At 54.0% G+C, this 24502-nt stretch carries 21 protein-coding genes; 8 read left to right on the top strand and 13 right to left on the bottom strand.

From position 1 onward, the window contains the following. Window positions 1-21 precede the first annotated feature (21 nt). Both rplY and radD read right to left on the bottom strand, forming a co-directional pair. Window positions 22-306 (bottom strand): 50S ribosomal protein L25, encoded by a 285-nt coding sequence (gene rplY, locus ACQ0PY_RS15610; protein ID WP_043000095.1) that lies wholly within the window; start codon window positions 304-306, stop codon window positions 22-24. 124 nt (window positions 307-430) lie between these two features. Further along, a complete protein-coding gene (radD, locus tag ACQ0PY_RS15605; RefSeq protein WP_109740408.1) occupies window positions 431-2191 on the bottom strand; it encodes a DNA repair helicase RadD in 1761 nt (586 codons plus the stop codon). A gap of 151 nt (window positions 2192-2342) precedes the next feature. Between radD and rsuA the strand changes: the two genes are divergently transcribed. The 3 genes from rsuA to ACQ0PY_RS15590 all read left to right on the top strand — a co-directional run bounded on the left by rsuA (window position 2343) and on the right by ACQ0PY_RS15590 (window position 4943). Beyond that, window positions 2343-3050: a 16S rRNA pseudouridine(516) synthase RsuA gene (gene rsuA / locus ACQ0PY_RS15600; RefSeq protein WP_109740407.1), complete on the top strand. Its 708-nt coding sequence runs from the start codon at window positions 2343-2345 to the stop codon at window positions 3048-3050. Between the two features lie 15 nt (window positions 3051-3065). Continuing rightward, complete coding sequence (locus ACQ0PY_RS15595; RefSeq protein WP_043000098.1) at window positions 3066-4256, top strand: Bcr/CflA family multidrug efflux MFS transporter; 1191 nt, start codon at window positions 3066-3068, stop codon at window positions 4254-4256. Window positions 4257-4598: 342 nt separating this feature from the next. Next, entirely contained in the window at window positions 4599-4943 is a 345-nt protein-coding gene (locus ACQ0PY_RS15590; RefSeq protein WP_043000099.1) for a YejG family protein, read from the top strand. Between the two features lie 3 nt (window positions 4944-4946). Here the strand turns inward: ACQ0PY_RS15590 and yejF are convergent, their stop codons facing one another. From yejF to ACQ0PY_RS15545, 9 genes are all read right to left on the bottom strand, one after another. Continuing rightward, the gene (gene yejF, locus ACQ0PY_RS15585) at window positions 4947-6536 is read right to left on the bottom strand and encodes a microcin C ABC transporter ATP-binding protein YejF (protein WP_109740406.1); all 1590 of its coding nucleotides are present in this window, start codon (window positions 6534-6536) and stop codon (window positions 4947-4949) included. A 1-nt stretch (window position 6537) separates the two neighbouring features. Then, window positions 6538-7563 carry an ABC transporter permease gene (locus tag ACQ0PY_RS15580; protein WP_109740405.1) on the bottom strand — a complete coding sequence of 342 codons (1026 nt, stop codon included), beginning with the start codon at window positions 7561-7563 and terminating at the stop codon, window positions 6538-6540. Beyond that, window positions 7563-8657, bottom strand: coding sequence for a microcin C ABC transporter permease YejB (locus ACQ0PY_RS15575; RefSeq protein ID WP_043000102.1), 1095 nt, complete (start codon window positions 8655-8657; stop codon window positions 7563-7565). The genes ACQ0PY_RS15580 and ACQ0PY_RS15575 overlap by 1 nt, the downstream gene beginning before the upstream one ends. Beyond that, window positions 8658-10472 (bottom strand): extracellular solute-binding protein, encoded by a 1815-nt coding sequence (locus ACQ0PY_RS15570; RefSeq protein WP_109740643.1) that lies wholly within the window; start codon window positions 10470-10472, stop codon window positions 8658-8660. Between the two features lie 102 nt (window positions 10473-10574). After that, window positions 10575-12131, bottom strand: a complete 1557-nt coding sequence (locus tag ACQ0PY_RS15565) for a cyclic di-GMP phosphodiesterase (protein ID WP_043000103.1) — start codon at window positions 12129-12131, stop codon at window positions 10575-10577. A 187-nt stretch (window positions 12132-12318) separates the two neighbouring features. Further along, window positions 12319-12888 carry a bifunctional murein DD-endopeptidase/murein LD-carboxypeptidase gene (gene mepS / locus ACQ0PY_RS15560; protein ID WP_043000104.1) on the bottom strand — a complete coding sequence of 190 codons (570 nt, stop codon included), beginning with the start codon at window positions 12886-12888 and terminating at the stop codon, window positions 12319-12321. A 413-nt stretch (window positions 12889-13301) separates the two neighbouring features. Continuing rightward, on the bottom strand, window positions 13302-14015 hold the full coding sequence (locus tag ACQ0PY_RS15555) for a phosphatase PAP2 family protein (protein ID WP_043001882.1): 714 nt from the start codon (window positions 14013-14015) through the stop codon (window positions 13302-13304). A 38-nt stretch (window positions 14016-14053) separates the two neighbouring features. After that, a complete protein-coding gene (locus ACQ0PY_RS15550; RefSeq protein ID WP_109740404.1) occupies window positions 14054-15040 on the bottom strand; it encodes a CobW family GTP-binding protein in 987 nt (328 codons plus the stop codon). 116 nt (window positions 15041-15156) lie between these two features. Continuing rightward, a complete protein-coding gene (locus ACQ0PY_RS15545; protein WP_109740403.1) occupies window positions 15157-16623 on the bottom strand; it encodes a mannitol dehydrogenase family protein in 1467 nt (488 codons plus the stop codon). A gap of 205 nt (window positions 16624-16828) precedes the next feature. Between ACQ0PY_RS15545 and uxuA the strand changes: the two genes are divergently transcribed. Next, on the top strand, window positions 16829-18019 hold the full coding sequence (uxuA, locus tag ACQ0PY_RS15540) for a mannonate dehydratase (protein ID WP_044258619.1): 1191 nt from the start codon (window positions 16829-16831) through the stop codon (window positions 18017-18019). Between the two features lie 59 nt (window positions 18020-18078). On the opposite strand, the gene yeiP is transcribed toward uxuA, so the two are convergent. Further along, on the bottom strand, window positions 18079-18651 hold the full coding sequence (gene yeiP, locus ACQ0PY_RS15535) for an elongation factor P-like protein YeiP (RefSeq protein ID WP_012131588.1): 573 nt from the start codon (window positions 18649-18651) through the stop codon (window positions 18079-18081). 150 nt (window positions 18652-18801) lie between these two features. Here yeiP and ACQ0PY_RS15530 point away from each other — a divergent pair, with 150 nt between their 5' ends. Then, the gene (locus ACQ0PY_RS15530; RefSeq protein ID WP_043000107.1) at window positions 18802-19056 is read left to right on the top strand and encodes a YkgJ family cysteine cluster protein; all 255 of its coding nucleotides are present in this window, start codon (window positions 18802-18804) and stop codon (window positions 19054-19056) included. Here ACQ0PY_RS15530 and setB read toward each other — a convergent pair. After that, window positions 19053-20234, bottom strand: coding sequence for a sugar efflux transporter SetB (gene setB / locus ACQ0PY_RS15525; protein WP_044258621.1), 1182 nt, complete (start codon window positions 20232-20234; stop codon window positions 19053-19055). The genes ACQ0PY_RS15530 and setB overlap by 4 nt on opposite strands. Before the next feature lie 369 nt (window positions 20235-20603). On the opposite strand from setB, the gene fruB reads away from it, so the two are divergent. From fruB to fruA, 3 genes are read left to right on the top strand one after another with little or no spacing between them, the layout of a single operon-like run. After that, window positions 20604-21734, top strand: coding sequence for a fused PTS fructose transporter subunit IIA/HPr protein (fruB, locus tag ACQ0PY_RS15520; protein WP_044258623.1), 1131 nt, complete (start codon window positions 20604-20606; stop codon window positions 21732-21734). Continuing rightward, a complete protein-coding gene (fruK, locus tag ACQ0PY_RS15515) occupies window positions 21734-22672 on the top strand; it encodes a 1-phosphofructokinase (protein ID WP_043000110.1) in 939 nt (312 codons plus the stop codon). The genes fruB and fruK overlap by 1 nt, the downstream gene beginning before the upstream one ends. A gap of 16 nt (window positions 22673-22688) precedes the next feature. After that, entirely contained in the window at window positions 22689-24380 is a 1692-nt protein-coding gene (gene fruA, locus ACQ0PY_RS15510) for a PTS fructose transporter subunit IIBC (RefSeq protein WP_043000111.1), read from the top strand. Window positions 24381-24502 lie beyond the last annotated feature (122 nt).

Here is a 24502-nt window from a genome sequence, read left to right as displayed (position 1 = left end):
TTTTCTTCAACTTGTTGGCGATTACGCGCGAACGAAGTCGATGTGAGTCAGCTTCGGCTTGAACGCGTGACGCTGTACAGCCTGAGCTTTAACTTTTACTTCTTTACCGTCAACAACGATGGTCAGAACGTCGCTATAGAAACCTTCTTTAGCTTGCATGTTCATGATGGAATCGTGGTCCAGTTCGATAGCAATCGGGGCTTCTTTGCCACCGTAGATGATTGCCGGGAACTTGTTAGCGGCACGCAGGCGGCGGCTCGCACCCTTACCCTGCTCTTTACGTACTTCAGCGTTGATAGTAAACATTTAAATCTCTCTTTAATAATTCCTGCTACAGGCGACCCAGCAACAGGTAAGTGATCTGCTTTGCGTATGCAAAAGCGGGCGAGATTCTATCCTCAAACGCCCGTTACATCAATCAAAAGTACGATTAACCGCGTAATTCATGTGCCCGACGGAAACGCCCCTCGTAATCGAACACCTTTTCCCGTACCTGCCAGTACTGGCCTTTCATCCGCGCCACCACAAAGTCGGGATGGCGTAACAAGGGTTGTTGCGCGAGGATATCCGCCGCGGTGATCCAGCGTAGCGGCACACCTGGCGTGCGGGTATGCGGGCGGATAAACAGTTGTTCAAATGCCGTACGTTGGGCAGGGGTTTGCAGGCGAAAGCGCTCGCTAACGTCCGCGCCATCTTCGTCATAGTAGGTGATTTTCAGCCATTCGCCTTTCTCGTCATGGCCGTGCTGCAACGTCATGCCGCTACAGCGGAGCACCAGCGCGTCTTTCAGTTTCAACGCTGCTTTCAGCATGTCGTCGGGATCGACAAGGATCGTATCGCATTCCCGACAGCGGCGAGCGGCAATGTCGTTTTCGGCGTTGCACTGCGGGCAATTTTTAAAGCGGAAGCGAAAATCGCACTGCTCGCGATGTCCTTCATCATCTTCAAACCAACCCTGACAGCGGCGGCCAAAATGTTCGAGCAGCGTACCGTCAGCGGTGGTTTTGCCCCAGAAGGTATTTGCGAAACCGCAGGCCGGGCAGAAGACCTGGACCGGCACGTTATCACTTTTGCCTTTCGGGCTCCCCACCTCCGGAGAATAGAGATCGTGCGGATTACCGGCGTAATCCAGAATCAAACAGTCCGTTTTCCCCGGTGCGAGACGCAGGCCGCGACCCACAATTTGTTGGTACAGACTGACTGACTCGGTGGGGCGCAGAATGGCAATGAGATCGACGTGCGGGGCATCGAAGCCCGTGGTTAAGACGGAGACGTTGACCAGATAACGAAAACGCTGAGCCTTAAACGCGTCTATCAGCTCATCACGTTCAGGACCCGGCGTGTCGCCGGTAATCAGCGCGGAATCCGCTTTCGGCAGCAGTCCGGCAATCTCTTTGGCATGCTCGACGGTGGCGGCAAAAATCATCACCCCTTTGCGGGTCTGAGCGAATTCAATAATCTGGCTGATGATATGCGGTGTGATACGCTGCTGCTTTTTCAGCTCACGGTTCAGGTCGGCTTCGCTAAACAGACCGTTGCTTTGCGCCTGCAGGCGGCTGAAATCGTACTGCACCACCGGCATGTCGAGGCGTTCCGGCGGCGTAAGATAGCCGTGCTTAATCATGTAGCGCAGCGGCAGTTCGTAAATGCAGTCGCGAAACAGCGCCTTGTCGTCGCCGCGCACCATACCGTGGTAGTGAAAATGATAGATCCAGCCTTTGCCCAGACGAAAAGGGGTGGCGGTCAGCCCCAGCAGGCGAATGTGGGGATTGGCGTTGCTCAGATGGGTGAGTATCTGCTGATACTGGCTCTCTTCGTCATCGCCGATACGATGGCATTCATCAACAATCAGCAGCGAAAACTCGCTCTGGAAGGCGTCCAGATTGCGAGCCACGGACTGAACGCTGCCGAACACCACTTTACCGTGGCTCTCTTTACGTTTAAGTCCGGCGGCAAAAATATCGGCTTCCAGCCCCAGTGCGCAGTATTTGGCATGGTTTTGCGCCACCAGCTCTTTCACATGCGCCAGAACCAGCACGCGGCCTCTGGCGACGCGCGCCAGTTCAGCAATCACCAGGCTTTTACCGGCGCCAGTGGGCAGAACAATCACCGCAGGCGTGCGATGGCGACGGAAATGGTTGAGCGTGGCATCCACGGCTTCTTGCTGGTAGGGGCGAAGTGTAAAAATCATGGTCTCACAATACGTAACGAACTCGGGTATAGTATGCCACGAATCGTTTTCCCTTGAGGGATGTTGTTAGCCCGCTATACTGGGCAGATAACGGCTCCACTTTTCGGGCGACGCGCCCGACTCCCGTATTTTTACAGGCAAAATCACACTCATGCGACTTGATAAATTTATCGCTCAGCAACTCGGCGTCAGCCGCGCTATTGCCGGGCGTGAAATCCGCGGTAGCCGTGTTACCGTGGATGGTGAAATCATCCGGAATACTGCGTTCAAACTGCTGCCAGAACACGACGTATCATATGACGGCAACACGCTGGTTCAGCAAAACGGCCCACGTTACTTTATGCTTAATAAACCCCAGGGCTATGTGTGTTCGACGGATGACCCGGATCATCCGACAATCCTGTATTTCCTGGATGAGCCGGTCGCGCATAAATTACACGCTGCGGGTCGCCTGGATATCGACACCACCGGTCTGGTGCTGATGACCGACGACGGGCAGTGGTCGCACCGCATCACCTCTCCGCGTCACCACTGCGAGAAAACGTATCTGGTCACGCTGGAGTCGCCCGTCGCCGAAGATACCGCCGCGCAGTTTGCGAAAGGCGTGCAGTTACATAATGAAAAAGATCTCACCAAACCGGCTGTGCTTGAGGTTATTACCCCGACGCAGGTGCGTCTGACCATCAGCGAAGGACGCTATCATCAGGTGAAACGGATGTTTGCCGCCGTGGGTAACCACGTGGTAGAACTGCACCGCGAGCGGATAGGCGCCATTACCCTTGATGCTGACCTTGAGCCCGGTGAGTATCGCCCTTTGACCGAAGCCGAAATTGCCAGCGTCGGCATGACGTCCAGCTAAATTCAGGAGTTTTTTGTGACCACCCGGCAGCACTCGTCCTTTGCCATTGTTTTTATTCTCGGTCTGCTGGCGATGTTAATGCCGCTGTCGATCGATATGTACCTTCCGGCGCTACCGGTGATCTCCGAGCAGTTTGGCGTGCCGGCGGGCAGCGCACAGATGACGCTTAGCACCTATATTCTGGGCTTCGCAGTCGGGCAGTTATTGTATGGGCCGATGGCGGATAGCCTTGGGCGAAAACCGGTGATCCTCGGTGGCACGCTGGTGTTCGCTGCCGCCGCCGTAGCCTGTGCGCTGGCGCAGACCATCGATCAGCTGATTGTGATGCGATTCTTCCACGGTCTGGCTGCAGCCGCTGCCAGCGTGGTGATCAATGCGCTGATGCGCGATATGTATCCTAAAGAAGAGTTCTCCCGCATGATGTCGTTCGTCATGCTGGTGACCACGATTGCACCGCTGATGGCACCAATCATCGGCGGCTGGGTGCTGGTGTGGTTGAGCTGGCACTCTATCTTCTGGATCCTGGCGATCGCCGCGGTTCTGGCCTCTGTCATGATCGCAACGCTCATTAAAGAGACGTTACCGGTTGAAAAGCGCCAGCCGTTCCATATCCGCACGACAATAGGTAACTTTGCCTCGCTGTTTCGCCATAAGCGGGTGCTGAGCTATATGCTGGCAAGCGGCTTTAGCTTTGCCGGGATGTTCTCTTTTCTCAGCGCCGGGCCGTTCGTGTATATCGAAATCAACCACGTATCGCCGCAGGATTTTGGCTACTACTTCGCGCTAAACATCGTCTTTTTATTCATTATGACGATTTTTAACAGTCGCTTCGTACGCCGGATCGGTGCGCTGAACATGTTCCGTACCGGATTGTGGATCCAACTGGCGATGGCGGTGTGGATGGTGCTGAGTGCGCTGTTTGGCATCGGTTTCTGGGCGCTGGTGCTGGGGGTGGCAGTCTTTGTCGGTTGCGTGTCGATGATCTCTTCCAATGCGATGGCGGTGATCCTCGATGAGTTCCCACACATGGCGGGAACGGCCTCATCGCTGGCGGGCACTTTCCGCTTTGGCATTGGCGCGCTTGTTGGCGCGTTACTCTCTCTGGCAACGTTTAACTCAGCCTGGCCGATGATTTGGTCTATTGCCTTCTGTGCAAGCTGTTCAATTTTGTTCTATCTCTATGCGAGCCGCCCGAAAAAACGGTGATCAAATACACAATATGGAAGCCGTTCGGCTTCCTTTGTTGATGTATGTCAACGACAATCCTATCATTCCCCCGATATATGTTTATTTTATGTAAAATCAATTTATGTAAAAAGTCACATCATTGTAGTTAAAAAGGTTGAGTTAGATCGCAGAAACGGGTACATATAGCCCGCGCTCCTGTCCCGACTGGAAATCTCTATTTTAATAAAGGCCATACCCAACATACTGGCCACGCGGGAGAAGGATTGCCACGTTATGCATCCGTTTAAGGACGGATTGTCAATGATGTGTTAATATAGATGTAAATAAATTGTGAAGTGATTGTGCTTCCGGGGAAAGAAAGTGACAACATTACAGCTCTCAATCGTTCATCGCTTACCACAGAACTATCGTTGGTCTGCGGGTTTCGCAGGTTCGAAAGTTGAACCGATTCCGCAAAATGGCCAAAGCGTCGAAAACAGTCTGGTGGCGCTTAAACTGCTGAGTCCGGATGGCGATAGCGCCTGGCCGGTGATGCATAAACTCAGTCAGGCGCTCAGTGATATCGAAGTGCCATGTTCCGTACTGGAATGTGAAGGCGAACCGTGTCTGTTTGTGAATCGCCAGGACGAATTTGCCGCGACCTGTCGTCTGAAAAACTTTGGCGTGGCCATTGCCGAACCGTTTTCTAACAACAATCCATTTTGAGCGTCAGCTTAGCGTGAGAAGTTGACGCGTATACGCCTGTTGCGGTGCGCTAAAGACGCGCTCGCATTGCCCCTGCTCAATAACCACTCCCTGTTTCAGCACAATCACCTGATGGCATAGCGCACGTACCACGTGCAGATCGTGACTTATGAAGATATAGGCCAGGCGATGCTTTTGCTGTAGCGATTTCAACAGCGCGAGAATTTGCGCCTGCACGGTCCGGTCGAGAGATGATGTTGGTTCATCAAGAACAATCAATGACGGCTTCAGGATCAGCGCTCTGGCAATCGCAATCCGCTGGCGCTGACCGCCGGAAAACTCCGCCGGATAGCGGTGGCGCGTGTCGGCATCCAGTCCCACTTCCGCCATCACCGCCATGACCTGCTGCTCGCGCTGTTCGGCTGAGAGCGATGGTTGATGAACGCGCAGTCCCTCTTCAATGATTTGTAACACGCTCAGACGCGGATTCAGCGAGGAGTTGGGATCCTGGAAGACCACCTGAATACGATGACGTACGGGCAACAACTGTCGGCGGTTAAGATGTTGTAACTGTTGGCCGTCAAATTCTATGCTGCCCTGAGAGGTGATAAGCCGCAGGAGCGCCAGCCCGGTGGTACTTTTCCCTGACCCTGACTCACCAACCAGCCCCAGCGTTTCACCCGGTTGCAGACTGAAACTGATGCCTTTCACCACCTCATTGTTTGCCACCACGCGCTTGAGAATCCCTTTGCGAATGGGGAAGGCGACGCGCAAATCCTCGACCTTTAGCAGAGGTGAATGTCCGGCTGGTAGCGGTACGGGGTCGCCTGTCGGCTCGCTGTTGAGCAATTTCTGCGTATAGGGATGCGTGGGCGCGTGGAGAAGGAGAGCGGCCCGGTTTTGCTCAACGCATTGCCCGTTTTGCATCACCGCTATGTTGTCGGCGAGCTTCCTGACAATACTGAGATTATGGGTGATAAACAGCATCCCCATGTTCAGCTCGCGCTGGAGTTCGCGCAACAGTTGCAGGATCTGCGCCTGTACCGAGACATCCAGCGCGGTAGTCGGCTCGTCGGCGATGAGTAATTCGGGTCGCGTTAACAGCGCCATCGCAATCATCACCCTCTGACGCTCGCCGCCGGAAAGCTGGTGCGGATAATCACCCAGCCGGGTTGCAGCCTGCCGAATACCGACCCGATCGAGGCAGCTTATTATCTCTGCGCGTGCCGCCTCCCGGCGCATACCGCGGTGCAGGGAAAGGACTTCATAGAGCTGTTTTTCGAGGTTATGGAGCGGGTTCAGCGACACCATCGGCTCCTGAAAAATCATGGCGATCTTGTTGCCGCGCACGCCGCGTAGCGTCTGCTCGCTGGCGTGGAGTAATGACTCGCCGTGAAAACGGATATCGCCGCCAACATATACGGCGGGCGGCGTGGGCAACAGGCGCAGAATCGACAGTGCGGTAACACTCTTGCCGGAACCGGATTCTCCTACCAGCGCCAGCGTTTCGCCGGCCTCCACGCGCAACGACACCGCGTTAACTACCGTACGAACCGTTTCCTGCTTACGAAATCCCAGCGTCAGATTGTCAATGGCGAGCAAAGGTTGCGTCATGTTACACCGCCTTGTTGGGATCGAATGCGTCACGGACGGCCTCGCCAATAAAGATCAGAAGCGAGAGGAGAATGGCGACAGACAAAAACGCAGTAATACCCAGCCACGGCGCCTGCAGGTTATTTTTGCCTTGCAGGAGTAACTCGCCGAGCGAAGGAGAACCTAACGGTAAACCAAAGCCAAGAAAATCGAGCGACGTCAGAGTGGTAATGGAACTGCATAAAATGAACGGTAAGAAGGTCAGGGTGGCAACCATCGCGTTGGGAAGCATGTGACGAAAAATGATACTGCGGTCGCTGACGCCGAGCGCCTGGGCGGCCTGGATATAGTCGAAGTTTCGCGTGCGTAAGAACTCCGCACGCACCACGCCGACCAGACTCATCCAGCCAAACAGCACCGTAATCGCCAGCAGCCACCAGAAGTTAGGCTGCACGACGCTGGAGAGCAAAATAATCAGGAACAGCGTCGGCATACCCGACCAGACCTCGATAAACCGTTGGCCCCATAAATCCACTTTGCCACCGTAGTAGCCCTGTAGCGCCCCGGCCAGTACACCCATGACGCTTGAACACAAGGTCAGCATCAGGCCGAAAAGAATGGAGATCCGCGTGCCGTAAAGCACTCGCGCCAGTACGTCGCCGCCGTTGGCATCGGTACCCAGCCAGTTCTGCGCCGAAGGGGGCGAGGGGAAGGGTTTGTCAGTCGCAAAGTTGATGCTGTTCGCCCCAAAGCGCACCGGAGCCCAGAGGACCCACCCGCGGCTTTCCAGTTGTTGCTTCAGCCACGGGTCCTGGTAATCCGCCCTTGTTGCCAGCGGCCCGCCAAAATCGCTCTCACTGTAGTTCTTGACCAGCGGGAAATACCAGCTTCCGTCGTAGCGCACTAACAGCGGTTTATCGTTAGCAATCAATTCAGAACACAGACTCAGACCAAACAGGACGAGAAAAATCCACAGCGACCAGAAGCCACGACGATGATGGCGAAAACGCGCCCAGCGGGCCTGATTGACGGGGCTTAAATGGGCCATTAACGTCCCTCAAAATCAATGCGCGGATCGACCAGCGTATAGCTGATATCACTGAGAATATTCAGCAGCAGGCCGATCAAGGTGAAGATGTACAGCGTGCCAAACATCACCGGGTAGTCGCGTGACACCGTTGCCTCATAACCCAACAGGCCCAGACCGTTGAGGGAAAACATCACTTCGATCAGCAGCGACCCGGTAAAAAACATGCTGATGAAGGTGGCCGGAAAACCGGCGATCACCAGCAGCATGGCGTTACGAAAAACGTGCTTCCACAGGATATTCCCTTCACTGACCCCTTTGGCGCGGGCAGTGACGACATACTGCTTGCGCACTTCATCGAGAAAGGAATTTTTGGTCAGCATCGTTAATGCAGCAAACCCGCCAATGACTGTCGCCAGGACGGGTAAGGTGATGTGCCACAGATAGTCGGTTACCTTTTGATACCACGGCAGCGTGTCAAAATTCGCCGAGACCAGACCACGCAGCGGGAAGAGGTCGTAATAGCTGCCGCCGGCAAAGAAGACAATCAACAGTATTGCGAACAGAAACGCCGGGATAGCGTAGCCGATGATAATAAACGCGCTACTCCAGACGTCAAACCGGCTGCCGTTATGCACGGCCTTGCGGATCCCCAACGGAATCGACACCAGATAGATGATGAGCGTACTCCACAACCCCAGGGTGATCGACACCGGCAGACTCTCTTTGATGAGCGTCAGTACCGAGGCGCTACGAAACAGGCTGTCGCCGAAATCGAAGCGGATATAGTTCCACAGCATGGTGAAATAGCGCTCGTGCAGTGGCTTATCGAAACCGTAGCGTTGGGTGATTTCGGCAATCACTTCCGGATCAAGGCCGCGTCCCCCGCGATAGTTGCTGTCGCTGATATTTCCCACCCCGGTTCGGGCATGGCTGGCGCGAACACCTTCGCTCCCGGCACCGGGCAGCGCGCTCGTTTGACCAAATTCGATGGCGGCAATCGCCTGATCGACCGGGCCGCCGGGGGCAATTTGCACGATAAAAAAGTTGATGGTGATGATTGCCCAGAGCGTCGGGATAACCAGCAACAAACGACGAATCAGGTACGCGCCCATTTATTCACCCTGCCGTCTGGCGGCAGGTAACTTCGCTGCCCGGTTTACGTCATACCACCAGTTATCCAGGCCAATGGTATACATTGGACGAATGCCTGGACGGGAAAATTTATCCCACCAGGCCAGTCGATCTTCCGCCATGTACCACATCGGCAACATGTAGTAATTCCAGGTCAGCACGCGGTCCAGCGCACGTCCAAGCGGCAGCAGTTTGTTTTTATCACCCTGTGCGGCGATGATTTGAGCGATCAGTTTATCGACCACCGGACTTTTCACACCAGGAGAATTATAACTTGAGTCGATATACTCGGACGCCCATGAGATTTGCAGATCGGAACTGGGCCACGGCATCGCCCGCCACAGGGTCGGCATCATGTCGTAGTCCCGGCTGCGCAGGCGATTGGTGAGCTGTGAGTTATCCACCTGACGAATAGTCATCGTAATCCCCAGACGCTGGAGATTATGCTGGAAGGGCAGGACCCACTGGCTGTTACTGGCGGCGGAAATGAGCAGTTCAAAATTCAGCGGTTTGCCAGTGACCGTGTTAATCCGTTGCTGACCTTTCAGTTCCCAGCCCGCGTCTTTCAGTAATTTATCCGCTTTTAATAGGTTTTCCCGATCGTAACCGTCACCTTTGGATACGGGAGGCTGATAAATCTGGCTGAAGACTTCCGGCGGCAGATCCTTTTTCATCGGCGCAAGCAGGACCAGTTCAGCCGCATCGGGGTAGTTTCTGGCCGCATACTCGGTGTTCTGGAAATAGCTGTTTGCCCGGCTCCAGGCGTTGTAGAACAGCGCTTTATTCATCCATTCAAAATCAAACGCCAGCGTAACGGCTTCACGGACGCGTCGATCATTGAAAACGGGGCGCTGAATGTTGAACGCCAGCCAGCGCGTATCCTGCGCTGATTCATTTTTCTGCTCATCTTTGATGATGTACTGATTATCAAAGTTTTTGCCAACATAGCGCGTCGCCCAGTTTTTGGCATCGCTCTCCAGGCGCAAATCAAACGCGCCGGCCTTAAAGGCCTCAAAGGCTACGTTGTCGTCGAGATAATAGTCATAACGAATGACATCGAAGTTCCAACGGCCACGATTGACCGGCAGATTGGCCGCCCAGTAATCCTTCACGCGCGTATAGACAATATATTGCCCCATCTTCCACTGACTAATGCGATAAGGACCACTACCCAGCGGCGGTCTGGACAACGGGTCGCTGAGCTTATGATCTTTCCAGTACGCTTGTGGCATTACGGGTAATGAGAACAGACTGAGCATATCCTCTTTACCCGGCTTCGCGAGCTCCATGCGTACGGTGAGAGGGGCAATGGCTTTAACCGTTGTGCCTTTGTAGACCAGACGAAACTGTGGCACGCCTTCAGTCATAAATTTGTTGAAGGTGAAGGCGACATCTTTGGCCATGACGGGCGAGCCATCATGAAAACGAGCGCGGGGGTTGATCGTGATTTCCACCCACGAATAATCCTCTGCATAGCGTGCGCTCTCGGCGATCAGCGGATAATAGCTGCCGGGCTCGTCATCAGAGGTGGTAAACAGGGTGTCGTAAAGCTGTTCGGTCCGGGCGCCGGGGTTACCTCGCAGGGCGTAGCGGTTGAAGTTGTCGAAGGTGCCGAGCGCGGAAAGGGTAATCTGACCGCCTTTGGGGGCGGCGGGATTGGCGTAATCAAAATGATCAAAGTTGAACGCGTATTTAGGCTCTCCCAGTACCGCGAAGGCATAACTCTCTTTGATCGCCTGCGCCTGGACACTCGCGCTTATCAACATGACAAACAGCAGCAATATGCGAACGATTATCTGCAAAGGGATTCCTTGTCTTGCTTACCTGCCCGCGCAGGTCACTCTGATGCCTGAATAATAGGGCAGGTGGCGTCTGTTGTGAATCCACGCGTTGGGACTTTACCATTTCAGCGCGTGTGGCTGTGAAACCCAATCAACAAATTCGTCGAGCGGCAGCGGGCGGCTAATCCAGTAGCCCTGCAGGAAGCGAACCCCGCGTTCATGCAGCCATTTTGCCTGCTCAGGCGTTTCCACCCCTTCAGCTACCGTCATCATATCGAGGCGTTTAGCGAGCGTCAGCACTGCATCCAGCACCGGCGAAGTGACGGTTTCTGTTCCAATGGCGTTAATAAAACCGCGATCGATTTTCAGATAATCCAGGGTGTAGCGTTCCAGATAAATCAGCGCACTGTGGCCGGTACCGAAGTCGTCTATCGCAATTTCGAAGCCCGCGGCGTGCAGCCACTCAAATAACTGTGACGCTTCATGTTGCTTGAGCATGTCGCGTTCAGTAATTTCCAGCACGATCTGGAAGTGGTTGGGCGGCATCGCGGCGACTAACTGCCGAACGTCATCTTTAAAACTGCTGCTGTGCAGGTGATCAGGCGCAATATTGATACCGTACTTCGCGCCGACCGGGAGGACTTTTTGCAGCGTAGGGGCGTCCCGCGCCACCAGCTTAAACAGATGCTGGGTCAGCGGCACTATCATGTGCTGGGCCTCAGCGTAATGAATAAACGCATCAGGTGGGATTTCTCCTGCCGTTGGGTGTCTCCAGCGCAGCAACACTTCCAGCCCGGTGACCTTCAGCGACTGCGTATCCACGACGGGCTGATAGACAACGTAGAACTGATCGCGTTTGATCCCGGTGAGGATCTCTTTTCCAGGCCGCAAGCGGATGCTCATGACGTAGTAGCAGAGTAAACCCGCAATGATCCCACCCATTCCGCCGAGAAGCAGGGCGTACCATAAGTCGGGCCAGGTCCAGTTGGTTGCGTATAGCCTGATCGTCACCGGAACACCAGCAATTTTTGCTTCGCGCTCCGGTGAACCGTCGAGTTCATCAACGGTGAGCAGATGGTCTGAAAAGGTCGACAACACGGTGTTGCCGACGATGATGGCAATCCCGTCAAAGTCTTCCTGGCGGGCGGTATAGAGCAAATACGGCGTAAGGTTGATATTCAGGGAGGTGAAAACGCCGCTATTCATCATCAGGGGATTACGATACCAAATCACCATCGCGGGTTTATTGGGCATCATCGGCGTTCCCGGGATAATCGCCATATCGATATCTTTACCAATATCGAGGCTGGGGACCAGTTCAGTCAGCAGCGTATCCATGCCTCCGGTTGCCGATGAGCAAAATGCTTTCTTATCCTTGACCAGCAAAAAGGCACGAACGTTCAGGCTAAAGGCGGCACGGGAAGTGAGTTCTGCGCTGACTTGTTTACAGGTCTTTAAAGTCAACGGTTGAAGAATGTCGGTAGTACTTTTGAGATCGGCAAAATAGCTAACCAGGTAATGCTGAATGTCAGAAACCAGCGTGTCGTATTTAACTTCCCGCTTATGCCACGCCATCACGAATTGTAAGCTACTGATAACAATAGCAACGACAACCCCGGTAATCAGGCAGGTAAGCACGATTTTTCGACCAGTCGTTAAGGCGTGAGTGAACATGATGCCTGGCTTTATCCTGAGATTGCGATGATGATAAATGTGATGGAATAACAAGACTATAGCCTGGATTGCTTCGGCGAGTCATGCTTTTCCACAGGGAGAAAAAGGGAATCAAAAAAAAAAGCATCGCCGAAGCGATGCTTTTCGTCTGTCTCGTCAGGGGCGCCAAGGGATAGCAACCAAACGATTAACTGCGGCTCAGAACCCGACGCGCTTCGTTATAGCGCTTCTTCCAGTATGGCTCGTTCATGCTGGAGATGATGACACCGCTGCTGGTAGAGGCATGAACAAACTGGTTGTTGCCAATGTAAATACCAACATGACGGCCCGTCGAACCTGCGCGGAACAGAACCAGATCGCCAGTACGCAGATTAGTGCGCGAAACGGATTTACCGGTTTCCTGTTGCTCGTAGGTGGAGCGTGGGAGTTCTAAACCAAACTGTTCACGGAATGTACGCTGTACAAAGCTGGAACAATCAATACCTTTTTTGGAGTTGCCGCCGAGACGATAGCGCACGCCTTTCCAGTCAGCGTACTGATCCATAATCCGCGATTTAACATCGAGGTTACGTACCATACTCTCAAATTCATCCTGAGAAGCTTGCAGTGAGGAAGCTTCTTGATTCACACCAAGCGTCTCAGAATGCGTGTTCTTTGCGGTGTTTGTGGTAGTGCTACATGCAGAAAGCAGTACCGCGACTGCTATCGCGGGGATCCCGCGCAAGATATATCTCAAGATCGGTTGAGATTTGACCATTTTGTTTGTTTTCCCTTGAAGTCCTTAACGATAAATATCGTTATAAAAAATGCCAAACGTGACGAGACTAATTACCTGCGCACAATGAGACAATTCTTTAAGCGCAAAACTGTGGCAGAACGCACAAATTTATTCGCGAAGAGAATAATAACCCAGCGAGGCAAAACGAGTTCGAGGTTACCCGATCGTTTCAGGCTTGGCGAGTGATTTTATCTGAATTTTAATAAGAAAATGTGATACAGAAAGTGAATAAACGGGATTGGTCAATTTAAACGCAAAATGGCGGAAAAACAGGCAACTCATTCATTCTAAAAGGTAATGTCATGACAAAATAATGACGATGAGATGAATAATTTATCTTAACACATCATCAGGGCGTAAGAATAAACCCTGATAATGTTAATAACTGTGGGTTATTTGTTTAAGATTTGTGTGTTTTTGCCGGGAAGATAATTGTCGAAAAGCGCGATAAGGCGATCGCTTAACGGGGTCAGGAGACACCAGGGCAGGCCAATTAGAACCACGGTTAATGATCCTACGGCGATATCGGTGAACCAGTGGGCGCCGATCATGACACGTGGGAAAGCAAAAACCACAACAATAATAAGGCCGATAAATCCTGCGGCTTTTCCGAAATAGCGCAACATAAATGCGGCGAAAATAAGCAGCATCATCCCGTGATCGCCAGGGAAACTGTCTTTGGAGGCATCCTTCGTCGAAATATGCAGCAATTCGCTGACGCGATAAATATTAGCAAAACTGAGGGTAGGACTGGCGCGTTTTACAGGCAGCAGCGCCTGGCCTGCCTGGTTCAGAACCACGGCGGTAAGCAGCATCACCAGACCGATGATGACAATACGGCGGCGGCCTGCAGGCGTCTCTTTCAGCCAGAAATTCAGCATCAGACAACCCATCGCCAGCAGGGAACAGGCGTCAAACGCCCGATTATTGGTGATGGCGACCAGCCACAGGAAGGCCTGGCTCTCTACCAGTTTCTGGTTAAAGAAGTGGAAAATGCCGGCGTCAACCGGGAACCAGAATCCATGATTCACGGGCATATACCAGCTCATGAATAACGCCAGACCGGCAACATTCAGCAGAAGTATCAGTGGTAACCGGATTTTCATATTTAACGTGTTCGCTGTTCAATAAATCGCAGGCAACCTTACGCGTGTTCAGCTAAACGAAGCTTCAACAATGCGCTCTGCAACGTATTCCAGTCTGCCTCGGTGCTGGAAATCAGTTCAATACGACTGTCCGGCGGCGCGACATTCTGCGTTTCAATGTGCAGATCTTCGCCCTGGCGATTAATGCGCACGAGGCCTTCCGGAATACGCATGACTCCCTTCACCCGGCCAACCGGCGCCAGTCGTGCCCATTCCAGCAGTCCGATGGTGTCAAAGACCGTATCGGCATCAAAAATCCAGCCGCAGGCCTGATGCCCCTGACCGCTGTTCAGGCTACGACGCCAGCGTTGTTGAGTTGGCAGGCTCAGCGCCGCCAATCCTCGCGGTTCTGGATGGCTGTGCGAATGCGCGGCGCTGGTGGGCAATTCAGCCAGATTCAGACGCGGTAAATCGAGCAACTGTCTGTCAATCTGACCATGCGTGGCCTGCACTAACTGACGGTTGCCGCCAAACTGTTGCCACCAGGTTTGCAGCGCACGTTCACTTTCCGCAGTCGCACGATCGGTTTTATTCGCCACAATGATATCTGCTGCCGCTAACTGATCGCGGAAGTTCTCATTGGTAACGCTTTTTTCATCCAGCAATCCGCGAGGATCAAGAATGCACAACGTAGCGCGCAGGTCGATCCAGGGTTCATACACCGGTGCGGTGAGGAGGGAGAGGATCTGTTTCGGATGCCCCAGTCCAGTTGGTTCGATCAGCAGGCGGTCTGGTTTTCCCTGACGCAGCAGGGTATTCAGTCCAACCTGCATGGGCAGGCCATTCACGCAGCACATACAGCCGCCGGGGATCTCTTTGAGCAATGCGCCGCTATCAGCAAGCAGAGCGCCGTCAATGCCGACCTCACCGAACTCATTGACCAGTACCGCCCATTTTTCGGCGGGGTCTTTGTGCGCTAACAGATGGAGGATAGAAGTGGTTTTTCCGCTGCCGAGGAAACCGGTGATGAGGTTAGTTTTGGTCACGCCTGCTCCAGAATAATGTACCGTAACGGTTTCTATTAATCCTGGCGAAAAAAAGTGAAAAAGAGAAGGGCGGGGCGAACGAAGACGGCCTTCGTTCACCTTAATGGCAGAAATTGTTAATTTTTTAACGTATCAATCACCGCCTGATGTGCACCGTGTTGCGCGATACGCTGCCAGGCGGCTTCTATTGCCTGGACAAACGCAGGATTGTGCGGGAGGTCGTTACCAAAAACTTCCTGTAAAGAGAGCAGGGCTGTGACACGCTGGTCCTCAGTACTGGCCGCGACCCTTGCGCGGATTTTATCGCTCAGCGGATCGCGAACGTCGATGGTCGCGCCGGCATCATCGACGCCGCTGACATAGCGCATCCACCCCGCCACGCCCAGCGCTAAGAGTGGCCATGCGCTTTCGCGTGCCAGATGGAGACGAATGCCCGCCAGCATCCGCTGCGGCAGTTTCTGACTACCGTCCATCGCGATCTGCCAGGTTTTATGCTTCAGTGCCGGATTCGCAAAACGTTCAATCAGGCTTTGCGCGTAGCCAGTTAAATCCACGTCAGTAATACTGAGCGTCGGCGCCTGTTCGTCCATCATCAGTCGGTACGCGGCTTCGCGGAACGCGCTGTCCTGCATGCACTCATTAATATGCTGGAATCCGGAAAGATAACCGAGATACGCGAGAAACGAGTGGCTGCCATTAAGCATCCGTAATTTCATCTCTTCCCAGGGACGCACATCGCTGACCATCTGCACGCCAGCCGCTTCCCATGCGGGACGACCGGCGACAAAGTGGTCTTCAACCACCCATTGAATGAACGGTTCACAGCTGATGGCGCAAGGATCGGTCACGCCCAGTTCGCGGGTGATCTCCGCCAGCGACTCTTCCGTCGCGGCGGGAACAATACGGTCGACCATCGTGGCGGGGAAGCTGACGTGCTCGCGGATCCAGTCTGCCAGCGCGGGGGATCGTTTTTCCGCCATCCCCAGCACGGCGTTCTTCACGACGTGCCCGTTATCAGGAATGTTATCGCAGGAGAGTACAGAAAAAGCTGCCAGGCCGCGTGCCTGCCGACGTGACAGTGCTTCCACCAGAATACCCGGTGCTGAATGGGGTTCATCAGGCGATTGCAGGTCGTGAACAATGCGCGGATTTGTCAGGTCCAGCGCGCCAGTAGCCGGATCGATGCAATACCCTTTTTCGGTGATGGTCAGTGAGACAATCGCCACCTGAGGTTCGCAGAATTTTTCGATTATAGCGGCGAGCGAATCGAGTTTCGCATTCAGACATTCGTTGACGGCACCGACAATAATCGCCTGATTGCCGTCTGCGCCTTTTTCCAGCACGGTGTATAAATGATCCTGCTCGCGGAGTTGACGCATCAGCGTGTCGCCGCTGAACAGGCTGATTTCACAAATTCCCCAATCTCCGCCCTGGGCGTTCAGCACCCGATCGGTCAGTAATGCCTGATGCGCACGATGAAAGGCACCAAAACCGAAATGCACCATGCGGGTTTTCAGTTGCTGGCGGTCATAGCGTGGCGTTTGTACGCCATCCGGCAATATTGCTGAGGCAATTGTAGTCATTTATTACACACCTGATTAACCATAAATTAACAACACCAGTGTAAAGTTATATGACAACAAATTAAATTGGTAAGCCTGATTTATCCGGGTAATGTGAGCTGGATCAATCAATCACGTCCCTTTTATTGATCACCTCGTAGAAGCCTGTATGGTAGTCGTCATTCAGGTAAGCTAATTTGGTATAATAACTTTGTGAGGTAAAGCAATGGAACAAACCTGGCGTTGGTACGGGCCTAACGATCCGGTATCGCTTGATGATGTGCGTCAGGCTGGTGCAACGGGTGTTGTGACAGCATTGCACCACATTCCGAACGGTGAAGTGTGGCCGGTCGATGAGATTAAAAAACGTCAGGCGATTCTGGCGGAAAAAGGGTTAACCTGGTCGGTGGTCGAAAGTATTCCGGTTCATGAAGAGATCAAGACCCGCTCCGGTCAGTATCAGACATGGATCGCAAATTATCAGCAGAGCATCCGTAATCTGGCAGCCTGCGGCATCGACACCGTCTGCTATAACTTTATGCCGATTCTGGACTGGACGCGTACCGACCTTGAGTACGAATTGCCAGACGGTTCGAAAGCGCTGCGTTTCGATCAAATAGCCTTCGCCGCTTTTGAGTTGCATATCCTCAAGCGTGCGGGTGCGGAAGCGGACTATAGCGAAGAAGAACAGCGTCAGGCGTTGGCCTATTTCAATGCCATGAGCGACGCGGATATCGAAAAACTGACCCGTAATATCATTGCCGGTCTGCCTGGTGCGGAAGAGGGTTATACGCTCGATCAGTTCCGCGCGCGTCTGGCCGAGTATGACGGCATCAGCAAAGACGATCTGCGTGACAATATGGCCGTGTTCCTGCGTGCGATTGTCCCGGTGGCTGAAGAAGTGGGCGTGCGTCTGGCAGTGCATCCTGACGATCCGCCGCGTCCGATTCTCGGGTTACCACGCATTGTCTCCACCATTGAAGATATGCAGTGGCTGAAAGAGACCGTCGACAGCATCTACAATGGTTTCACCATGTGCACAGGCTCTTACGGCGTTCGTGCGGATAACGATCTGGTGAAAATGATTGAAACCTTTGGCGATCGTATCCACTTTACCCATCTGCGCTCGACGTGCCGCGAAGCGAACCCGAAAACCTTCCATGAAGGCGCACATTTGCAGGGTGATGTGAATATGGTCGCGGTGGTGACGGCGATTCTGACCGAAGAGCAGCGCCGCAAGAAGGCGGGGGATTTGCGTCCCATTCCGATGCGCCCCGATCACGGTCATCAAATGCTGGACGATCTGCATAAGAAAACCAACCCGGGTTATTCCGCGATTGGCCGTCTGAAAGGGCTGGCGGAAGTGCGCGGTGTAGAACTGGCGCTGAAAATGACCCAGTTCCGCGACCTGCTGTAAAACAGCAAACGACAAAAAAAGGACAGCTCAGGCTGTCCTTTTTTACATCCATTCAAAAATTAATCCGCACGGCCCATATAGCGGCGCTCTTCGATATGAATGCGGATTTTCTCACCGGCGCTCAGGTATTCTGGCACCTGAATAACCAGACCGGTGCTCAGCGTCGCGGGTTTGTTACGCGCACTGGCGGAAGCGCCTTTGATGCCTGGAGCGGTTTCCACGATTTCCAGATCCACCGTCTGCGGCAGTTCGAGCGCCAGCAGTTGACCGTCCCAGGTCAGCACCTGCATATCCGGCATTCCACCTTCCGGGATAAACAGCAGCTCTTCTTCGATCTGATCTTTGGTGAAGGTATAAGGCGTGTAGTCTTCTTTATCCATGAACACGTATTCGTTGCCATCGATATAGGAGAAGTCGACGCCACGGCGGCTCAGGGTCACGGTATCGACAATGTCATCGCCCTTGAAACGCTCTTCCACTTTCAGACCTGTGCGGACATCGGAGAACCGCATTTTGTACAGCGTTGCCGCGCCACGGGCTGTCGGGGACTGAATATCGATATCTTTCACAATCAGCAGTTTGCCGTTGTAATTCAGTACCATACCTTTTTTGATTTCGTTCGCTCTTGGCATCGAAAAGATCCTGTTATAGAGATTAGCTAAATTATCGCGTCAAACTACTCGCGCCGGGTCATTCAGGCAAGTGGAATTCACCTTTAGCTGGTGCAAAAAAGGTGGTACTGTGCGCGCCTGTCCGGTGGTCACAATAAAGAGAGTCAGATTATGGAATGCCGTCCGGATTGTGGGGCGTGTTGTATTGCCCCTTCTATTTCCAGCCCCATCCCCGGCATGCCGCAGGGAAAGCCCGCAAACGTCAGGTGCGTCCAGCTCTCAGATGACAACCTGTGCCGTATCTTTGGCTCCAGCCTCCGCCCCAACGTCTGTCGCAGCCTCAAACCGTCCCAGGAAATGTGCTTAACGAACCGCGACGAGGCGATGACCTGGCTTATTGATCTTGAAGCGCTGACCGCGCCCTAAACATCCTTAATGCGCGACAGGCAAGCCATGGTGGCGACAATCATCACCAGCGCAAACCAGAAAACGGCATGGTAGTTCCAGATTTCAGCGGCAATGCCCGCCAGCGATCCGGCGATAATCCAGCCGACGCGGATGGTATTGGTGTAGAGCGTGGTGGCGGACCCTGCCTGACCAGGCATCAGATCCTGAAAATAGAGCATACCGATGCCGCCGAGAATACCGATATAGATGGCGTTCAGCAATTGTAAACCCAGCAGCACAACAGGGGAGTGCGCGACCAGCATTCCTGCGTAAAAGCAAAAACCGGCAGCGACCGCAATGCACATTAGCAGACGTTTACCCAGACGTTTTGCGAAGTAGCCAGCAATCAACATGGTCGGGATTTCCAGACCGGCCGCTGTCCCCATCATCACACCCGCCAGTTTCTCCGGCAGATGCAGCTCATTAATAATAAACAGCGGCATATTAATAATATACAGGCTGTTGGTACCCCACATTAAGGTACAAATGGCAAACAGCAGCAGGGTATCGCGACGGTTACGACGCGGCGCTTCCAGCGTACCGATCGCCAGTGCGGTCTCTTTGCGCATGGATGGTAAGAAAAACCATACCATTGCCCCGCAAACTACAAACGCCACCGCGGCACTGAGGTACATCACCGTAAAGCTGAAGCCCATTGCCAGCGCGTAAGCCAGCGGCGGGCCGATCACCCACGCGAGGGAAACCTGGGCGCGCAATATGGAGCTGAACATCACCGCTTCACGGCCTGTGCGGTCAGCATGTTCGCGGGCCAGGGCAAACATTTGCGGGTTGGCGGTCGAACCAAAACTGCTGAGAAACACCCCAACAAACAGCAAAATAAAGTAGTTACGATTCCAGGCAAATAACACGCACGCCAGCATGCCCAGCGCACAGCAGAAGACGATCAGCTTTTTGCGATCGCCTTTTTTATCTGAACGTCCCGCCAGAAACTGGCTCACCAGGATGCCGATCACCGCACTGCCGGTAAAAAAGAAGCCGACCATTGCTGGGCGCGCATGGACTTCATCAGTCAGAAAAAGGCTTAGCGTGGGGGTCTGTAGCGCACCGGCGATACCGGTGAGAAAGGCGACAATAAGGAAAGCCGTAGACGTCAGGTCAAACGTTTTTGGCGAGGCGGCAGCGGGGGTATTGTGCATGTTTGGATATCAGTAGTGTGACGAGACGCGGAGTTTACGCCGCTTAGTGAGAAATAAACAGATGACTAAATCAAAATCGCCACGAAAAATCAAAATGGCATTTCACTCTGACAATGCTGTTAGCTGACGCTGCTGAACCTTAAGTGAAATGACGCTGTATTGACTTCAGCAACCTACCGCCAGTGAGGCAAAAATGTGCATTGCTTCTAAATTTTGCGATCAAAAATGCAACTTTACTTGCGTGCTGAAGCAGAAAGCGCAAGACTTCTTGAAACGTTTCAGCGCTGTCGAGTTTCAGTTGAGGGAACCGTATAGCGTCTTTTTTCTCATGTAAGCTGAATCGTTTCAATTCAGCAGGAGAGGAGAACCATGTTTCAGTTATCCGTTCAGGACATTCATCCGGGCGAGCAGGCCGGAGACAAACAGGAAGCCATCCGTCAGGTTGCCGCTGCGTTAGTGCAGGCTGGCAACGTTGCGGACGGCTACGTAGACGGCATGCTTGCTCGCGAGCAGCAGACGTCCACTTTTCTCGGCAACGGGATTGCGATTCCGCATGGCACAACCGACACCCGCGATCAGGTGCTGAAAACCGGCGTTCAGGTTTTTCAGTTCCCACAGGGCGTAACCTGGGGTGACGGTCAGGTGGCATATGTGGCGATTGGCATTGCCGCCAGCTCCGATGAGCACCTTGGTCTGCTGCGTCAGCTGACGCACGTGCTGAGCGATGACTCCGTAGCTGAACAGCTTAAGTCAGCGACCACGGCTGAAGAACTGCGTGCGTTGTTGATGGGCGAAAAGCAGAGTGAGCAGCTGAAGCTCGACAACGACACGCTGATGCTGGATGTCGTCGCGACCGATTTAGTGACGTTGCAGGCGCTGAATGCGGCACGTTTGAAAGAGGCTGGCGTCGTAGATGCGGCGTTTGTCGCGAAAGTGATTAACGAACAGCCGATGAACCTGGGTCAGGGGATCTGGCTCAGCGACAGTGCTGAAGGCAACCTGCGCAGCGCCGTGGCGGTAAGTCGTGCGGTAAATGCTTTTGACGTACAGGGCGAAAAAGCGGCGCTGCTAGTGACCGTTGCCATGGCTGACGACCAGCCCGTCGCCGTGCTGAAGCGTCTGGGCGATCTGCTGCTGGAGACGAAAGCTGACCGTCTGCTGAACGCCGACGCGGCGACTGTCCTGGCACTGCTGACCAGCGATGACGCTCTGACTGATGATGTGCTGAACGCCGAGTTTGTGGTCCGCAATGAGCACGGCCTGCATGCCCGTCCAGGGACCATGCTGGTCAATACGATTAAACAATTCAACAGTGAAATTACCGTGGCAAACCTTGATGGAACCGGCAAACCGGCAAATGGACGTAGTCTGATGAAAGTGGTGGCGCTGGGCGTGAAGAAAGGACATCGCCTGCGCTTTACGGCGCAGGGGGCTGATGCTGAACAGGCGCTGAAAGCGATTGGCGATGCCATCGCTGCCGGTCTTGGGGAGGGCGCGTAATGAGCAGACGTGTTGCGACCATCACGCTAAACCCGGCCTACGATCTGGTGGGGTTCTGTCCTGAAATTGAGCGCGGTGAAGTTAACCTGGTAAAAACGACCGGTCTGCACGCGGCGGGGAAAGGGATCAACGTCGCCAAAGTGCTGAAGGATCTCGGGATCGACGTGACGGTCGGCGGTTTCCTCGGCAAAGATAACCAGGACGGTTTTCAGCAGTTGTTCAGCGAACTGGGAATTGCTAACCGTTTTCAGGTGGTGCAGGGGCGTACCCGCATCAACGTCAAGCTGACGGAAAAAGACGGTGAAGTCACCGACTTCAACTTCTCCGGTTTTGAGGTCACGCCTGCCGACTGGGAGCGTTTTGTTAATGATTCCCTGAGCTGGTTGGGTCAGTTCGACATGGTGTGCGTCAGCGGCAGTCTGCCATCCGGCGTGAGTCCGGAAGCCTTCACCGACTGGATGACGCGTCTGCGCAGTCAGTGTCCATGCATTATCTTTGATAGTAGTCGTGAAGCCCTGGTTGCAGGACTAAAAGCCGCGCCGTGGCTGGTGAAACCGAACCGCCGTGAACTGGAAATCTGGGCCGGCCGCAAGCTGCCAGAAATGAAAGATGTGATTGAGGCGGCGCATGCGTTACGTGAACAGGGTATCGCACATGTGGTGATCTCCCTGGGAGCAGAAGGCGCGCTGTGGGTGAACGCCTCGGGAGAATGGCTCGCCAAACCGCCTTCGGTTGACGTGGTCAGCACCGTAGGCGCCGGGGATTCGATGGTTGGCGGCCTGATTTACGGTCTGCTGATGCGTGAATCCAGCGAACATACGCTGCGTCTGGCGACAGCCGTTGCTGCGCTGGCAGTCAGTCAGAGCAATGTTGGTATTACCGATCGTCCTCAGTTGGCCGCAATGATGTCGCGTGTCGACTTACAACCGTTTAACTGACAGCAGGAGAGGCATAATGAAAACGCTGCTGATTATTGACGCTAACCTCGGGCAGGCTCGCGCTTACATGGCGAAAACTCTGCTCGGTGCGGCGGCGCATAAAGCAAATCTGGATATCATCGACAATCCAAATGACGCTGAACTGGCGATCGTACTGGCCGATGCCATCCCTAATGACAACGCGTTGAACGGCAAAAAAGTCTGGCTGGGTGATATTGCCCGGGCGGTGGCGCATCCTGAGCTATTTCTTAGCGAAGCCAAAGGTCACGCGAAGCCTTATAGTGCACCGGTTGCTGTAGCGCCTGTTGCCACAACCAGCGGTCCGAAACGCGTCGTGGCCGTGACGGCATGCCCAACTGGCGTAGCACATACCTTTATGGCGGCGGAAGCGATCGAAACCGAAGCGAAAAAACGCGGCTGGTGGGTGAAAGTCGAAACCCGCGGTTCTGTGGGCGCTGGCAATGCCATTACACCGGAAGAAGTGGCCCAGGCGGATCTGGTGATTGTGGCGGCAGATATTGAAGTGGATCTGGCGAAATTTGCTGGTAAACCCATGTACCGTACCTCTACCGGTCTGGCGCTGAAGAAAACCGCGCAGGAACTGGATAACGCTGTGGCGCAAGCCGTGGTATATGAGCCCGCCGGCAAAGCGCAGGCTGCGGCGAATGAAGGGAAAAAAGAGAGTGCTGGCGCGTATCGTCACCTGCTGACGGGCGTGTCCTACATGCTGCCGATGGTGGTTGCCGGCGGTCTGTGTATCGCGCTTTCCTTCGCCTTTGGTATCGAAGCGTTTAAAGTCGAAGGGACACTGGCGGCCGCGCTGATGCAAATTGGCGGCGGTTCAGCCTTTGCTCTGATGGTGCCGGTTCTGGCGGGCTACATTGCTTTCTCGATTGCTGACCGTCCGGGTCTGACGCCAGGTCTTATCGGCGGTATGCTCGCCGTCAGCACGGGTTCTGGCTTTATTGGCGGGATCATTGCGGGCTTCCTTGCAGGCTATGTGGCGAAGGCCATCAGCACGAAGTTGAAGCTGCCGCAGAGTATGGAAGCGCTGAAACCGATCCTGATTATTCCGCTGATTTCCAGCCTCGTGGTGGGTCTGGCTATGATCTACCTCATCGGTAAACCGGTCGCCGGGATCCTCGAAGGGTTAACGCACTGGCTGCAAACCATGGGGACGGCGAATGCGGTGCTGCTGGGTGCGATCCTCGGTGGGATGATGTGTACCGACATGGGGGGGCCGGTTAACAAGGCGGCATACGCGTTTGGCGTCGGTTTGCTGAGTACACAAACCTACGCGCCAATGGCGGCCATTATGGCGGCAGGCATGGTGCCACCGCTGGCGCTGGGGCTGGCAACCATTGTTGCGCGTCGTAAGTTCGACAAGGCGCAGCAGGAAGGGGGTAAAGCGGCGCTGGTACTGGGTCTGTGCTTTATCACCGAAGGAGCCATTCCTTTCGCCGCGCGCGACCCGATGCGTGTTCTGCCGTGCTGTATCGTTGGCGGCGCGCTGACGGGGGCGATCTCAATGGCGGTTGGGGCGAAACTGATGGCACCGCATGGTGGTCTGTTTGTTCTGCTGATCCCAGGGGCGATTACCCCGGTGTTGGGATACCTGATTGCCATTGTCGCCGGTACGCTGGTTGCGGGTCTGGCCTATGCCTTCCTGAAACGTCCGGAAGAAGATACCGTCGCCAAAGCGGCATAAAGTCATCATTTCACACCAGGGCAGAGAGTTCTCTGCCCTTTTTTTATCTTCGTTTTGTGTCCTTCCTCTCAAATATTTCCTCGCTTGCAAACTGTATCTATAAAAAATTGTGATTCTGTTCA

Source organism: Citrobacter sp. LST-B2 (genome assembly GCF_057983045.1).
Note: the sequence above shows the minus strand (reverse complement) of the source record. Positions and strands in the feature narration are given on the sequence as shown.

Bases quoted from the DNA above. Each gene is read 5' to 3' on its own strand.
- yeiP (WP_012131588.1), bottom strand. From the start codon at position 18,651: ATGCCAAGAGCGAACGAAATCAAAAAAGGTATGGTACTGAATTACAAC.
- ACQ0PY_RS15545 (WP_109740403.1), bottom strand. From the start codon at position 16,623: ATGACTACAATTGCCTCAGCAATATTGCCGGATGGCGTACAAACGCCA.
- ACQ0PY_RS15555 (WP_043001882.1), bottom strand. From the start codon at position 14,015: ATGAAAATCCGGTTACCACTGATACTTCTGCTGAATGTTGCCGGTCTG.
- setB (WP_044258621.1), bottom strand. From the start codon at position 20,234: ATGCACAATACCCCCGCTGCCGCCTCGCCAAAAACGTTTGACCTGACG.
- rplY (WP_043000095.1), bottom strand. From the start codon at position 306: ATGTTTACTATCAACGCTGAAGTACGTAAAGAGCAGGGTAAGGGTGCG.
- fruA (WP_043000111.1), top strand. From the start codon at position 22,689: ATGAAAACGCTGCTGATTATTGACGCTAACCTCGGGCAGGCTCGCGCT.
- radD (WP_109740408.1), bottom strand. From the start codon at position 2,191: ATGATTTTTACACTTCGCCCCTACCAGCAAGAAGCCGTGGATGCCACG.
- yejF (WP_109740406.1), bottom strand. From the start codon at position 6,536: ATGACGCAACCTTTGCTCGCCATTGACAATCTGACGCTGGGATTTCGT.
- fruB (WP_044258623.1), top strand. From the start codon at position 20,604: ATGTTTCAGTTATCCGTTCAGGACATTCATCCGGGCGAGCAGGCCGGA.
- fruK (WP_043000110.1), top strand. From the start codon at position 21,734: ATGAGCAGACGTGTTGCGACCATCACGCTAAACCCGGCCTACGATCTG.
- mepS (WP_043000104.1), bottom strand. From the start codon at position 12,888: ATGGTCAAATCTCAACCGATCTTGAGATATATCTTGCGCGGGATCCCC.
- uxuA (WP_044258619.1), top strand. From the start codon at position 16,829: ATGGAACAAACCTGGCGTTGGTACGGGCCTAACGATCCGGTATCGCTT.
- ACQ0PY_RS15575 (WP_043000102.1), bottom strand. From the start codon at position 8,657: ATGGGCGCGTACCTGATTCGTCGTTTGTTGCTGGTTATCCCGACGCTC.
- ACQ0PY_RS15530 (WP_043000107.1), top strand. From the start codon at position 18,802: ATGGAATGCCGTCCGGATTGTGGGGCGTGTTGTATTGCCCCTTCTATT.
- rsuA (WP_109740407.1), top strand. From the start codon at position 2,343: ATGCGACTTGATAAATTTATCGCTCAGCAACTCGGCGTCAGCCGCGCT.
- ACQ0PY_RS15565 (WP_043000103.1), bottom strand. From the start codon at position 12,131: ATGTTCACTCACGCCTTAACGACTGGTCGAAAAATCGTGCTTACCTGC.
- ACQ0PY_RS15580 (WP_109740405.1), bottom strand. From the start codon at position 7,563: ATGGCCCATTTAAGCCCCGTCAATCAGGCCCGCTGGGCGCGTTTTCGC.